The organism is Mucilaginibacter sp. cycad4 (genome assembly GCF_034263275.1).
In the GTDB taxonomy this organism is placed as follows: domain Bacteria; phylum Bacteroidota; class Bacteroidia; order Sphingobacteriales; family Sphingobacteriaceae; genus Mucilaginibacter.
The window spans coordinates 2,659,980-2,674,688 of sequence record NZ_CP139559.1 but is presented as its reverse complement, the minus strand read 5'-3'; the positions used below and the strand labels follow the sequence as shown (position 1 = coordinate 2,674,688).

8 protein-coding genes are annotated in these 14,709 nt (G+C 43.8%); 7 read left to right on the top strand and 1 reads right to left on the bottom strand.

Annotation, left to right across the window (positions count from 1 at the left end):
* The first annotated feature begins 181 nt into the window (after positions 1–181).
* The 7 genes from SNE26_RS10740 to SNE26_RS10710 all read left to right on the top strand — a co-directional run bounded on the left by SNE26_RS10740 (position 182) and on the right by SNE26_RS10710 (position 8,994).
* Entirely contained in the window at positions 182–571 is a 390-nt protein-coding gene (locus SNE26_RS10740) for a transposase (protein WP_321555493.1), read from the top strand.
* Positions 466–1,380 (top strand): IS3 family transposase, encoded by a 915-nt coding sequence (locus SNE26_RS10735; protein ID WP_321555494.1) that lies wholly within the window; start codon positions 466–468, stop codon positions 1,378–1,380. Before SNE26_RS10740 ends, SNE26_RS10735 begins: the two co-directional genes overlap by 106 nt.
* Before the next feature lie 365 nt (positions 1,381–1,745).
* Positions 1,746–2,423: an ABC transporter ATP-binding protein gene (locus SNE26_RS10730; RefSeq protein WP_321559355.1), complete on the top strand. Its 678-nt coding sequence runs from the start codon at positions 1,746–1,748 to the stop codon at positions 2,421–2,423.
* A gap of 13 nt (positions 2,424–2,436) precedes the next feature.
* Complete coding sequence (locus SNE26_RS10725) at positions 2,437–3,867, top strand: TolC family protein (RefSeq protein WP_321559354.1); 1,431 nt, start codon at positions 2,437–2,439, stop codon at positions 3,865–3,867.
* A 192-nt stretch (positions 3,868–4,059) separates the two neighbouring features.
* Positions 4,060–4,650: a porin family protein gene (locus tag SNE26_RS10720; protein WP_321559353.1), complete on the top strand. Its 591-nt coding sequence runs from the start codon at positions 4,060–4,062 to the stop codon at positions 4,648–4,650.
* Between the two features lie 252 nt (positions 4,651–4,902).
* The gene (locus SNE26_RS10715; protein ID WP_321559352.1) at positions 4,903–6,690 is read left to right on the top strand and encodes a glycoside hydrolase family 9 protein; all 1,788 of its coding nucleotides are present in this window, start codon (positions 4,903–4,905) and stop codon (positions 6,688–6,690) included.
* 18 nt (positions 6,691–6,708) lie between these two features.
* On the top strand, positions 6,709–8,994 hold the full coding sequence (locus SNE26_RS10710) for a glycoside hydrolase family 3 N-terminal domain-containing protein (RefSeq protein ID WP_321559351.1): 2,286 nt from the start codon (positions 6,709–6,711) through the stop codon (positions 8,992–8,994).
* Between the two features lie 107 nt (positions 8,995–9,101).
* On the opposite strand, the gene SNE26_RS10705 is transcribed toward SNE26_RS10710, so the two are convergent.
* Positions 9,102–14,708, bottom strand: a complete 5,607-nt coding sequence (locus SNE26_RS10705) for an MG2 domain-containing protein (RefSeq protein ID WP_321559350.1) — start codon at positions 14,706–14,708, stop codon at positions 9,102–9,104.
* Position 14,709 lies beyond the last annotated feature (1 nt).

Sequence of the window (14,709 nt, the reverse complement as noted above, 5' to 3'; positions counted from 1 at the left end):
GGGTATTCCTTAAAGCTAACCTTTTTGTTTTATTTTCTGGCGCGCAAAACACAAGTAGCCATTGCTCAACCCTTCGCTACATACTTGCGCCGGAAAAAAAGAAATTTCCAAATCCGAAATCAAAACCATGTCCTGTCCTGAAATAGGTTGACAAAAAAAGGTTAACAAAAAGGCAGGAAACATGACAAGAAGTAGCGTAAGAGTAGTTCGGTACAGTATTAGCTTTAAACAAAAAGTAGTCAGGGAGATAGAAGAAGAAGGTCTGAGCCTGACAGAAGCAAGCCGTCGCTACGGGATCGGTGGAGCAGAGACAGTAAGCAGATGGCTTGGTGCATTAGGTAAACAATATTTACAAAACAAGGTAATCAGAGTGGAAACGAAAGCAGAGAAGGGTCGGTTATTAGAATTAGAACAGGAAGTTAAAAAGTTAAAGCTGGCTTTGGCAGATGCTTACCTGGCGCGGGATTGCGCAGAAGAGGTAGTCAAGCAGGCAGGCAAACTATACGGGGAGGATTTAAAAAAAAAGTTTGGCGGTCAAGTATCGGAGCGCTCCGGTCAAAATACAGATTAAATGAGTTATGCCGCTATTTTGAAGTAAGCCGGAGTGGTTACTATAAAGCGGTATCTGCTGCAGACAGAAAAGCATTAAATGAGACAGTTATCTTATCATTGGTACATGAGGTTCGCAGGAACCATCCGCGTCTGGGAGGCAAGAAGTTATACTTTCTGCTAAAGAAAGATATAACTAAAGCAGGAATACGGATGGGTAGGGATATGTTCTTTGAGTTGTTGGGCCGGCATAAGCTATTGGTAAAAAGACGCCGTAAATATGTTTCTACGACAGATTCTTATCATCGCTTCAGGGTCTACAGGAACCTAATGAAGGATAGACAGCTTACCAGTGCTCATCAGTGTTGGGTATCTGATATTACCTATATTCGTACATCAAAAGACTTTGTATACCTGTTTTTGATCACAGACGCGTTTTCGCGAAAAGTGGTAGGCTGGCATTTGTCAGATAGTCTTAGAATTGCGGGGGCTATCCGTAGCCTTCAAATGGCTATCCGGCAACGACAGTTTACGGATAGCCTGATCCATCATTCAGACCGGGGAATCCAGTATTGCAGCAATGATTATACAAAACTGTTAAAAAAGGCTAAAATCGGTATCAGCATGACAGAAGAGAACCATTGCTACGAAAATGCCATGGCGGAACGGGTGAATGGAATCTTAAAACAAGAATATGGTCTTGATAGTACATTCACTTCCGAAAAGGATGCACTTAGGGCAGTAAAAGAGGCTATAAACTCATATAATATGAACAGGCCGCATTGGTCCTTAAACCTGGCAACACCGCAGCAGATACACATGGCTGCATAAGTTATTAACAAAAGAAACGCATCTTTTAAAAGAAAAAAAGAAGCAAAAAAAGAAAAGCTGTTAATAAGTCGGAAACTCGAAGAGTTTTCGACTTATTAACAGCTCAAATAAACAACAATAATGTCTACTTTTTTCAGGACATGACACCAATCTCTAACCACCAACCTCTAATCACTGAAAACCACTGTATCATAACCGAACGCATTCTGTTACATAAGCGTACAGTGAAGTTTTGGTAGAATGATTTAATGTATTGATAATTAGTTAGATATAACTTTGGTATGTTATTGATATGTTAATCGCAAAATGATGAGTATTATTGTTTAACTCATTTATTTACTAACAAACTAATTCAATAACTAAAAATGTTATCACTGCAGCATATTTCAAAGTATTTCCAGGTAGGGGGCAACAGAAACATCATCCTGAATGATCTTAGCCTCGAGATTGACGAGGGTGAATTTATTTCTATCATGGGCCCTTCAGGTTCGGGCAAATCAACATTGCTTAATATCATAGGCATGCTCGACGAACCATCAGACGGGTACCATTACTTTGAAGGCCATGCGGTGCATCAGCTCAAAGAAAAACAACGGTCGGCTTTGTACAAGCAGTATATCGGTTTCGTTTTCCAGGCTTACCATTTAATTGATGAGCTTACCGTTTACGAAAACATTGAAACCCCGCTTATTTACCAGGATTTTAAGAGCGCTGAACGTAAAGCCATGGTTGCCGATATGCTTGACCGTTTTAGCATTGTTGGTAAAAAAGATCTTTTCCCTGCACAATTATCAGGCGGGCAGCAGCAGCTTGTAGGCATAGCCCGCGCACTTATTGCAAAACCAAAATTGTTATTGGCTGATGAACCAACCGGTAACCTCAACTCAAAACAGGGGGAGGAAATCATGGAACTGTTCCGTAAGCTGAATAAGGAAGATGGGGTGACCATTATACAAGTTACCCACTCCGAAAAAAATGCCGAATACGGTTCGCGCATTATCGATCTGCTGGATGGCCGGATCGATTCATCAAGAAAACTCTGAACTCAATAATAAAATGCGATACTATAAATTACTATTTCTCGGTCTTGTTACGTTGTCGTCGGCAAAAGCGTTTGGCCAGGCTGATACATCCCTTTCGTTGCAGAAATGCATTGATATTGCCATAAAAAATAACCTTGATGTAAAGCAAAGCGAATTAAAGGCCCAAAGTGCCCGTATTGATTTTATGCAGGCCAAAGAAAACATGCTGCCGACTTTAAATGCTAATATAAACCACGGTATAAACCAGGGGCGTAATATTAACCCCTTTACAAATACCTATGTAAATCAGTCATTAACTTACGGCAACTACAGTCTCGAATCAAACCTTACGCTTTTTGGCGGCTTGCAAAATGTAAATGCTATCAAGCAAACTTCGCTCGCTTACCAGGCCGGTAAAATGGATTTACAGCAAGCTAAAGATTTGGTTACTATAAATGTGATTACTGCCTATTTGCTCGTACTGGATAATACGGAGTTGTTGGCGCAGGTTAAAAACCAGGTTGATGTTTCAGCAAAACAGGTTGAAAGGCTAACTGTTTTAGAAAAGGACGGCGCTAATAAATTGCCCTCTGATCTTTATGATTTGCAAGGTACGCTGGGCGATAACAAGTTGAATGTTGTTGCAGCCAACAGCGCGCTGGAAAGTGCCAAATTGAGCTTACTGCAAATACTTAATATCCCGTATAATAAAAATATTGTGCTGCAGCCTATTAATGCACAGGACGTGGCAAATCAAACTGCGCTTTCGTCCGACCAGGTTTACGATACAGCTTTGCAGCAACTGGCTTTGGTTAAAGCCGCTACACTTCGCCGTCAAAGCGCCGAAAAGGCTGTTAGCGTAGCTAAAGGAGCTTTGCTGCCAAATGTTTCGTTATATGGCGGTTTGTACACCAATTATTCAAGCGCAGCGCAAACCTCAGTGTTCACCGATTCATCAACTGTAAAAACAGGTGACTTTATAAATACACCAAGCGGTAAGCAATCCGTATTAACTACGCAGGCCAATTATGTAAATAAAGATATTGGCTACTATGACCAGTTTAAAAATAACTATAGTACACAGTTTGGTGTAAGCTTAAAGATCCCGATCTTAAATTATTTCCAAAATCACAATAAAGTGGCCAAAGCAAAGATCGATTTGCTCAACTATAAATACATAGAGGAAAATACTAAGATTAAACTGAAGCAAGACGTTGAGCAGGCTTATCTTAACATGACGTCAGCCTATAACAGGTATAGTGTGCTGCTTGATCAGGTTAAAGCCTATGCCGAATCATTCCGTACTGCCGAAATACGGTTCAATGCGGGTGTTTTAACCTCGGTGGATTATGTAGTAGCGAAAAATAACCTTGATAAATCAAAGATAAACATGATCAATGCCCGTTATGACTGTTATATCTACAACAAGATACTTGATTATTACCAGGGTAAATTAACGTTGTAAATACTGTAAGAGTTGTAAACACTGTAAGATTAACAAAGGTTATACTTTTATTAAAGATTATAAGTTAAATATCCGGTTGAACTTTTGCTGAACTTATCAGTTGGGTTTAGCCGGATATTTCTAATTTAGCAGTGGTTTTGCAAACAATATGGCTTGCAAAAGCTTTTTACATCATCCAAACACCTAATAAGTATGAAAAAATTAATTTTACTCTCCTTATCTATTTTTTTACTGTCAGTCGGCGTTTCAAAGGCCCAGGTAATCCCGAGCTTTTCTTTCGGCCTTAAAGGCGGTTTAAACTATTCAACATTTCCCTCAAACGGCGTTTTTAACAACGATAATAAAGCGGGTTACCAGGCCGGTGCATGGGCACGGATAGGCGGCCTGGGCTTAATTTTTCAACCCGAACTTTATTATACAAATAAAAGCGTAACTGTTAATAATGGAGGTGTTTCAAATAAACAAAGCTTTAAAAGTTTTGATGTTCCATTGCTTGTAGGAGCTAAAGTTGGCGCCTTAGGTTTAGGTGGAAGGTTTTATGGTGGGCCGGTTCTTTCATTTACCACCGGAAGAGATAGGGATGCATTTAACGACGCAACAGCTTTAAGGTATAAAGATGCGAACTACGCTATACAGGTAGGGGCAGGTGTTGATATCAGCAGCCTGTCTATCGATCTTCGTTACGAAGGTGGTTTAAATAAAATAGCTTATGGCAATGATAACTCACACACACGCGTTAGCTTGTTCAGCCTTGCTGTAGCTTATAAATTGTTCTCATTATAATTTCCCGCTCCCTCAAAAAATACTGAAAGGCCTGCCGGTAACGGCGGGTCTTTTTTGCGTTAGATCAGCGTATAAACTTTACCGTTATTCAAGTTACGCAATCGATTGTATATTTAGTATTATATTTTAGCTTTTAATTGATAGAATAGTATTATACTTATTGTACAACGTACACCTATATTTATCTGCCATTTATGCATCAGTTATCTGTTTAAACGCGGGTTTCGGATGTTTCCTCAAATTTCAGGGCAGATGAAAAAGTACCTTCTTAAGTCATTTTACAAATTTCTATTCGGGCTGCTGCTGATAGGAGGCAATGCTTCTGCTCAAACCGATACAACTTCAAGGCTTATCCGCCTCAATCAAATAGGCTTTTACCCCGGCGCTGTTAAAAAGGCCATTGTTTTAAGTGACAGAGGGGGTAACTTTTTTATCCAAACCATTCAAAAGCAAACAGTATTTACCGGTAAGCTAAAACCATCGCTTAAACCAAACTTTGCCGGGCACACTGTTCAACTGGCCGACTTTAGTATGTTTGGAAAACCCGGAAGATATGTGCTTTATGTCCCATCTGCAGGCTATTCTTATTCCTTTGAAATTAAAGCCTCGGTTCATAAAGCGGTAGCTGCCGCTGCCATCAAGGCCTATTATTTTATGCGCTCGGGTACACCGCTACCCGAAAAGTATGCCGGCAAATGGCACAGGGCCGAAGGGCATCCTGATACTGTTGTGCTGATCCATCCATCTGCCGAAAATGAGGGACGAAAGACAGGCTCAGTGATATCATCGCCGCGTGGCTGGTATGATGCCGGCGATTATAACAAGTATATTGTGAACAGTGGTATTACTACAAGCACGTTGCTTTCTTTATACGAGGATTTTCCCGCCTACATGAAAACAATTAAGCTTAATATCCCCGAAAGCGGCAACAAGGTGCCGGATGTTTTGGATGAGGTGCTTTGGAACCTGCACTGGATGCTTACCATGCAGGATCCCGCCGATGGCGGTGTATATCATAAGCTTACCAATGCTGCTTTTGATAAGTTTGAAATGCCCGATAAAGATCCGTCACCACGTTATGTGGTACAAAAAGGCACTGCGGCCACGCTTGATTTTGCCGCTGTTATGGCACAGGCTTCACGGATCTTCAAACAATATCCTAAAGAGTTACCAGGCTTAGCCGATTCATGTTTGAATGCTGCGCAGAAAGCCTGGAACTGGGCTGTTAAAAATCCGGAAGTAGCCTATCGTCAGGATGAGATGAATAAAAAGTTTGAGCCGAAGGTCACTACTGGCGGCTATGGCGATAATAACTTTAACGATGAGTTTATCTGGGCGGCCTCTGAACTGGTAGTCACTACCGGCGATGTGGACTATCTTAAAAATATTAATCTTTTGCCTGATGGTTCGATGCCGATACCTACGTGGTCGCAGGTTAGGTTGCTGGGGTATTATACACTGATTAAAAATAATATAACAGAGAAAACAGTATCTGCGATGCCGGAAATTAGGAGAAGGCTGATTAGTACAGCTGATGATATGATCAGCGGGGTTGATTCAAATGCCTATCAAACGGTGATGACTAAATCCGCCAGGCATTTTGGCTGGGGCAGCACATCCGAGGCTGCAAACGAAGGCATCCTGCTTATCCAGGCTTACAAATTATCGCACAATAAAAAATACCTGGATTGTGCTTTAGCAAATCTTGACTACCTGCTTGGCCGTAACGGTACAGGTTATTCTTTTGTGACAGGGTATGGTACTAAAACACCAATGCACCCGCACCACAGGCCTTCTGCAGCTGATGGCGTGGTTGATCCGGTACCGGGCCTGCTCGTAGGCGGCTCCAATCCCGGTATGCAGGATGGTGTCAGGGTGCCATCAAAAGTGCCCGATGAGGCTTATATTGATGATGAACGTGCCTATGCAGCCAATGAAATAGCTATAAACTGGAATGCTCCGCTGGCTTATCTCGCTAACGCGATAGAGGCTTTACAACACGAGTTAGCTATTGATGAAAAACATAGATCAACTAAATAAATATCAAATTCTCACAACATGAAAAAACTTTACCTTACTGTAATGGGACTTGCTTTACTCAATGGGTTAAGCTACACAGTGCTGGCTCAAAAGAAGCCGGTTGCCATGGGGACTATCGATAAAAAAGTTGACGCCCTTATAGCTCAAATGACCCTTGAGGAAAAGGTTGGGCAGATGACTGAAGTAACATCCGATGTGGTTTCAAAAACAGGTGCGGGTGCTCATGAGCTTGACCCTGATAAACTGAAAGAGGCTATCATGAAATATCACGTAGGCTCAATATTGAATGTTACCGGCACTGCATATGAGCGCAGCCATTGGTATGATGTGATCTCTCAGATTCAGAAAGCGGCCGACCATGACCGTTTAAAAATCCCGGTTATTTATGGTATCGATGCTATTCATGGCGTTACCTATACAGTTGGCAGCACTTTATTTCCACAGGAAATAGCTCTTGCAGCGACGTTTAATAAAAGCCTGGCGCATAAAATGGGGGAGATCACCGCTTATGAAACCCGTGCAAGCTATATCCCCTGGAATTATTCGCCGGTGCTGGATCTGGGCCGGTCGGCTTTATGGCCGCGGATTTATGAAACCCTTGGCGAAGACCCTTACGTGGTAAAAACCATGGGTGCCGAAATTATAAAGGGCTACCAGGGTAATGACGTGGGCGATAAATACCATGTTGCCGCCTGTATGAAACATTATCTTGGCTACAGTTTCCCGCTAAGCGGAAAAGACCGTACCCCTTCGTGGATCCCTGACCGTTATATGCGCGAATATTTTTTGCCTTCGTTTGCCGAAGCTGTTAAAGCAGGAGCGAAGACGCTGATGATCAACTCGGGCGAAATTAACGGTGTTCCTGTTCATGCAAGTAAATATTTGTTAACCGATGTGCTAAGGGGAGAACTGCATTTCGAAGGTATTGCTGTAACCGATTGGCGCGATATCCAATACCTGCATGATCGCCACCACGTAGCGGCCACTCAAAAGGATGCCGTAATGATAGCTGTAAATGCAGGTGTAGATATGAGTATGGTACCTTATGATTACACCTTTTATACCTACCTCATTGAGCTGGTGAAGGAAGGAAAAGTATCAATGGCCCGCGTTAATGAGGCAGTTCACCGTATTTTAAAGGTTAAATACGAGCTTGGTTTATTTGAACACCCGGTTGGTAACCCTGATGATTATCCTAAATTCGGATCGGATGAGTTTAGGCAGGCCAGTGTGCAGGCGGCTAATGAGGCCATTACGCTATTAAAGAATAATAACCATGTGCTTCCTCTTAAAAAGGATCTGAAAGTACTGGTAACCGGTCCTACTGCAAATACCATGCGCTCGTTGGATGGTGGCTGGAGCTACACCTGGCAGGGTGACTTATCGGATAAGTTTGCGGCCGGCAAAAACACCATACTGGAAGCTATCCAACAAAAAATAGGGAAGGATAACGTAACTTATGAAACCGGTGCATCTTTCGACAGCCTGCAAAACGTAGATGAAACTGTTAAGGCCGCTAAGAACGCTGATGCTATTGTGCTTTGCCTCGGCGAACTTTCTTACACTGAAAACGTAGGCAATATTGATGATTTGAACCTTCCTGCAGCACAAACCCAGCTGGCGTTGGAATTGGCTAAAACCGGCAAACCGGTGATCCTGGTATTAGCCGAAGGCCGCCCGCGTATTGTTACCGATGCTGAAAGTAAATCCGCTGCTACTATTATGGCTTATCTTTCGGGAAACGAGGGTGGGGATGCTATTGCCGGTGTTTTGTTTGGCGATGTGAACCCATCGGGTAAGTTATCCGTTACTTATCCCCGTTACCCCAATGCGCTTGTAAATTATTACCGCAAAAACTTGGAGAACGGCAATCCTGATGATAAGCATGGATATAATCCTTTATATGAATTTGGTTATGGTCTCAGCTACACTACATTCAGCTACAGCAGCCTGCATATCAGCAAGCCTGAGCTTAAGGATAATGAAACGCTGACAATATCTGTAGATGTCAAAAATACCGGTCAGTTGGAAGGTAAGGAATCTGTGTTGCTTTACATTAGCCAGCTTTACGCCAGTATTGCACCGGATACCAAACGCCTGCGTGCTTTTGATAAGATCAGCCTGAAACCCGGCGAGACCAAAACAGTTACTTTTAAAATAACTCCTAAAGATCTGGCCTTTGTGAACGATGTAAGCAAAACGGTTACCGAAGCAGGTGAGTTCAAGATCCAACTGGGCGATCAGGTGCAGAGTTTTAACTATGTGTCAAGTAAAGATCAACCTTCAAGAACAGGTAGGTTGTAAGCTTTTATTATCGCAATAAATAGAAAGCGCTTCCAAAATTAAATGGAAGCGCTTTCTATTTTTAAAGACTTGCGAAGTAGTAAAACTTCGTAAGTCTGAATTTATCGTTACTTCACCACCTCAACCCATTGTCCTTTCAATAAGCTGCTGATCTGGTTATTATACATCGCCTCGCAATAAACAGCCGGTAAGTAGTATTTACCGGTGTATGCTGCATTAAGCATTACATAATAGGTTGATTCCTGCCCTTCATACAAACTGAAATATGTGTTCACTCTGTCATCACGGATATCACGGTAATCAGAGGGAGAGGATTTAAATGCTTCATCACCCAGCAGGCGCGTGTTTAATATTTCCCAACCCGAAGGGAAGATCTGGGTAAGGGCGAGGTTATCGTATCTGCCGCGTTTTCCCGGATTTTTGATATTTACCTGGGCTACAAAATCAGTCCCCTGTTTTAACGAGGATGGATCTATCGGTTTACCTTTAAGAGAGAAATAGCCGACACGCATCTGCAATACATCCGGATTGATGATTGATTGGGTATCCTGCCCTGAAGATGGCTGTCCTTTTTGTATCAGCCTAATGTACAGTTTATTGTTACTGTTGTTCCTGAGATAAACTTTACCGCCGTTGCCCGCCAGCGCTCCCTGCCATAAATACGAAGCAGTGCTGATGGTAGCTTTGGCAGTGCCTGCTGCATAGTTAAATTCAAGTTTACCGGCAGGTTTGTTTTGACCATAGAATTGCGCCAATGCTATCAGCGAGTATGCCGTAGTTTGAGTGCTGTACCAATCGTCCTGTGATAAACGTGCGGCAACTGTATGTACCAGCCCTGCTGCTTTTTGTTTTTGGCCCAGCAGGGTAAGGGTTTCCAGTATCATAGCTTCATCCCTTAAACCGGACCCATAAGTGCCGTATAGGCTGTTATATGGTTTAACAGTGGTTGATAATTTAGCTATCATCTTTAGGCCAACTTCAGGCTGCCCGGCAAGCTTATAGGCGGCAGCAAGGCGCCAGGCTGCGGCGTCACTCAATAGTGCAAATTCACGCAGGCGGTTCATAGCGCCCATTTCGGGTGAGCGGGCGAGGGCCAGCAGGTATAAACGATAGGCCTGGGTAAGGTCGTCTTCGTAATAGTATGGCTGCTTGCGTGGAGCCCAGCTTAGGGCCTTTTCTTTCTGATATTTCTTCCAGCGGTCAATAAAGCCTATCGGCATGCTGAAGCCTTTTGCCTGGGCTGTTAACATGAAATGCCCGGCGTAATTGGTTCCCCATTCGTCGGCTTCGCCGCCGTAAGGCCAGTAGCTTAAGCCGCCGCCCTGTACCTGGAAGCCATTGAGCCTGTTAATGGTGGCTTTAATATTCCGGTCAGTTTCAGCCCTTTGTTTTGGTGAAAGGTCAAGTAACTGGTTCAGGTATAACTGTGGGAACGCCGATGATGTAGTTTGTTCCACACAGCCATGCGGATATTCGATCAGGTAATCCAAACGTTTTGAAAGGTTCAGCGGCGGGATGTAAGCTACTTCAAGCGTGGCTTTATTAGTGCCGTTGATGCCAACCGGCTGATAATCCGTATTCCATACTTCGCCAGGCGCAAGCTCTTTCTGAATAATGCGGGTAACAGGCGGGTTAGGGTTGCGGACGTTAAGATCAACATCATAAGCAGCTGTTTCCGAACCACTTTTGGCAATTATTTTTACTTTACCTACGCCGACAAAATCCTTGACGTTCAAATCAAAGGTTACCATCTGGTCGCCGGGTTTGTCAAAAGTCAGCGTTTTTTGGTTGTTGCCACCGAGGTTGCTGAAAGCATTGCTTTGTACCTGTACGCTTACGGTTTTGATATTGTTTTCCATCGCAAATACGGTGACCGGCAGCTGGATGCTTTCGGACGGGCCGAGCACGCGTGGCAGGGTAGCCAGGATCATCAATGGCTTTTTAACCGCCACGGCCTTTTCAGCAATGCCATAAGCGCCGTTGTGGCCCGCTACTACCATGGCTTTAACAGAACCTACGTATTGCGGCAATATAAAGCGCTGTGTTTGCTTTTCGCCAGCGTTAAGATGGAAAGGCCCAAGGAATTTTACAACGGGTTTAAAACGATTTACAGATACGTTTTTGTTATTACCGAGGTTCCCGTCACCGCCGATGCTTAAAATCCGCTCCAGCCCGCCGCCAAACGCGCCTATCACATAGTCGAACAGGTCCCAGGTTTTTACGCCTAAAGCCTCATGGGCATAAAAGGTATCATGCGGATCAGGTATCTTGTAATTGGTGATATCCAGCAGGCCTTCATCAACAATGGCAATGGTATAGGTCATTTCCTTGCCCGATGCCTCGGATACGGTAATGGCCGATTGTGTCTCAGGTCTGATCTTATCAGGCATGCTGATGATCGGCTTCAATATCGTTTCAGGATTTTCAACCTGTAGCGGAATAGCACCATACATGCGGATGGGCAGGTCGTTAACCGTTTGCGAATGTTTTTGAAGCAGGGTAACGTTCACGAAAACGTTGGGTGCCATTGTTCCGTCAACAGTAAATGTATATCGGGTTTGTCCTTTTTTTGTATCTATCCAGGTTGTTTTTAAAACCTTGCTGCCGTTTTCAAAACTAATCAACGCCCGACCTGCCTCGCCTGTTGGAATGGTCAAAGTAGCCTCATCGCCAACTTTATAAGCAGGTTTATCTGAAGTGAAAGATAACATCGCAGCCTCGGTAGGGTTGGTTGATTGCAGCCGTTCCGACCAGTTTGGCCAATCGACATAAATGATCTTACCGGTTGAGTGACCGGTTTGCTCATCTTTAATTTTAATGAGGTACCGGCCCCAGTCGGCTTTGTTGATATGCAGTTTCCATTTGCCCGCGCCATTAGTCAACTTTACAGTTTCGGTTTTAATGAGCTTGTTGTATTTATCCTGCGTAAAGTTGCTCATTTCGTTGCCGGTTTGATCCCACCACCAGCGCCATTGTACTTTGTACAGTTCAACCTGCACATCGCGGCTGCCCGGAAGGGCGTTTCCATTCACATCCACATCGGCAATATCAACCAAATGATCTTTGTCAGTAACCAACATACCCGACAGGTCACTGCCTTCAGGTGTTTTAATCCCCACATAGCCTGGGTAAACGTTATAAGGCATGCTCACCTGGTTGATGCTGAAATTACCGCCCGGCTCAAATACTTTAACTAAAAAGTTTGCGCGAAGTTGCCCGGGGGCCTGTTTTTCTACATTTACATTGGCATCAACATCAGCTGTGCCTGTTTCGCTCAGCTTGCCATCAAAAACGGTTTGAACCTGCGTATTAAAGGCCAGTGTAGGATCATCAAATACATAATCCTTATATTTCTTGAAGCTGGTATTTTGTGCCGATAAATAAGCATCAACCTTGGCTTTTAAGTTTTGAGCCGCACCGCCAAAAAGCCATTGGGCACTTAATTTACCATTGGCATTGTTCCCTTTGGTCAATTCAGCGGCTCCGCCGAAGGACAGGCTAAGCTTAAGCCTGTTAGGCATTATAGTTTCAACCTTTATCTTTTTCTCAAAAGTAGCACCTCCAACTTTAACCTTAGCTGTCCAGTTACCGGTAGGGGACGAGGTTTCTGTTGCCGTATGGAAACTGTAAAATCCATCCAAACTTTTTGTTCGGGTAATGCGCCTGTAAAGCTTATCGCTTGGGTCGTACAATTCAAATTCAACCGGGTGATCAGCCGGAAGGGTTTTCAGTTTATCCTCCAGAATAAATGAGGTATAAATGGAATCACCGGGACGCCAGACGCCGCGTTCGCCATAAATAAATCCTTTGAGTCCGTTCTGTACCTCTTCGCCGCCAACGTTAAATCTTGACAGAGGTAAAGAGCTACCGTCATCCAGCTTTAAGTAACCACGCTGTACGCCTTTTTTGGCTACCAGCAGGTACGGTTTGCGTTTCAGGTCGAATTTGGCAAGCCCATCGCCGTCGCTGGTTGTTTTGTAAATTACCTGTTTTTGGTAGTCAAGCAGTTCCAAATCCACGTTATTCATCGGCTGGGCGTTCAGGATATCTGTAACAGCTATTAACATGCTGTTATCATTGCCGCGTTTGGCAATAAGGCCAATGTTTGAGGATATGATGTTTCGGGTAGCCCAGCGTTGTTTACTATAGTACGAATCTGTGCACGCATCGTCGCGTTCCTGCCAGTTGTAGCCTTCGGGATAGTAATTATCATAGCGTTTCCAGAAGTCGTCGTCCTCGTCGCTTACTTTTGATGAATTGTCGCTGTATTCGCCGCCGTAGTATTCGCCTTCGTCACTATCGCCGTTATCCTTTTGAACTTTACCGCTATATATTTTACAGTTAAACAGTGAGTACGACCGCCTGAAACCGATCACCACGCGATAGATAGCGCCGGGTTCAGTTCGGATCATCTGGTCAAGATCAAGCATAAAGCGGTTTTTTTTGTGCAGGTTAAGACCTTTATCAGTATCCAGGCGGATTGTTTTTTGAACTATAGGCTTACCAACCTGCCTTAATTCAGTACTGCCGTCAAAACCATTGCTTTGAAAGTATTGAGGTACATTGTTTTCGTAGATCTTAATGATGGTAACATCTACTGCGTTCAGGTTAATCGCTTCGAAAGGCATCATAATACGGCCCGAGTCGGGGAGGATCACACCCTTGCCGGGGATAGTAACGGCAGGTAAGCGGTTTTCAAAGAATAAATTGGCGGTATAGCCCTTCGTGATCCTTTTCAGGAGCGTGTTTTTAATGCCTTCGTTCACAGATACGGTGTAATCTCCCTGTAAACGGTCCGGAGCATATACTTTGACCAGGCTACCGTCGATACTGTAAGCAGGATCAGCTATATTGTTGATTGTGATAAGCCCGTTAAGCTCCTGGCCAACCAAAATATTGTCCGAAAATTGTACCTCAACGTATTGGTCGTTATCCTGCACGGCGCGGATGTTCAGTACTTTAAAATCACCAATGGCGGGCACTTCAAAATTCTGGCTGCCTTTTTTATCCACGCCTATGCTGCTGCCATCCCAGTTAATGGCAAGCGGATTGGCCTTGCCGGCAATACGGGTTAAGCCGGTTATGGTAAAATGGTGGTTTTTGTGGGCGGCATCATGCTCCCAGTTTATTTTTACCGGAGATGTATAGTTGGGCATAAGGAGCTTATCAACAGCCGATGGATCTTCGGCATCGGCTGTTTGTACATCGCCGGTGAGTTTCATTTCGGTGTTTGAAGTATTGTTGGCGGTTTGCATACCGATGAATGAAACCGTAAAGTCGGGCTGAATAACCTGGAAATTAAATTTAAAATGCTCAAAATGATCCGACACTTCAATAAGCTTGCCCAGTTTAAAATCGGCAGTATAGTTTTTACCTGGGTCGAGCTTCTCATCGGGCCTGAACTCGATGGTACGCGCATCCGTCCAGATAGCCTTTCCCTTTATGGCTGGCGAAAAGTTGAAAAGATCCTCGGTTATTTCCTCATTTTGCTGGTGTGTTACCTGCACATCACTGGCCAGCCTGATACGAATGGGGCTCTGTTTGGAAATAACACCAGTGGTATACGACTCGATATACTTGCTGAAAGCAGGATCAACTATTGCTTTTTTATGGCCATGAGCTACCAGGTATACGATGAGTAATGCAAGAGCAATGGTAGTGACAATAGTGATTAAGGTTCGGCGTTTGCGGAATTGACTGTATCCGTTTTCCATG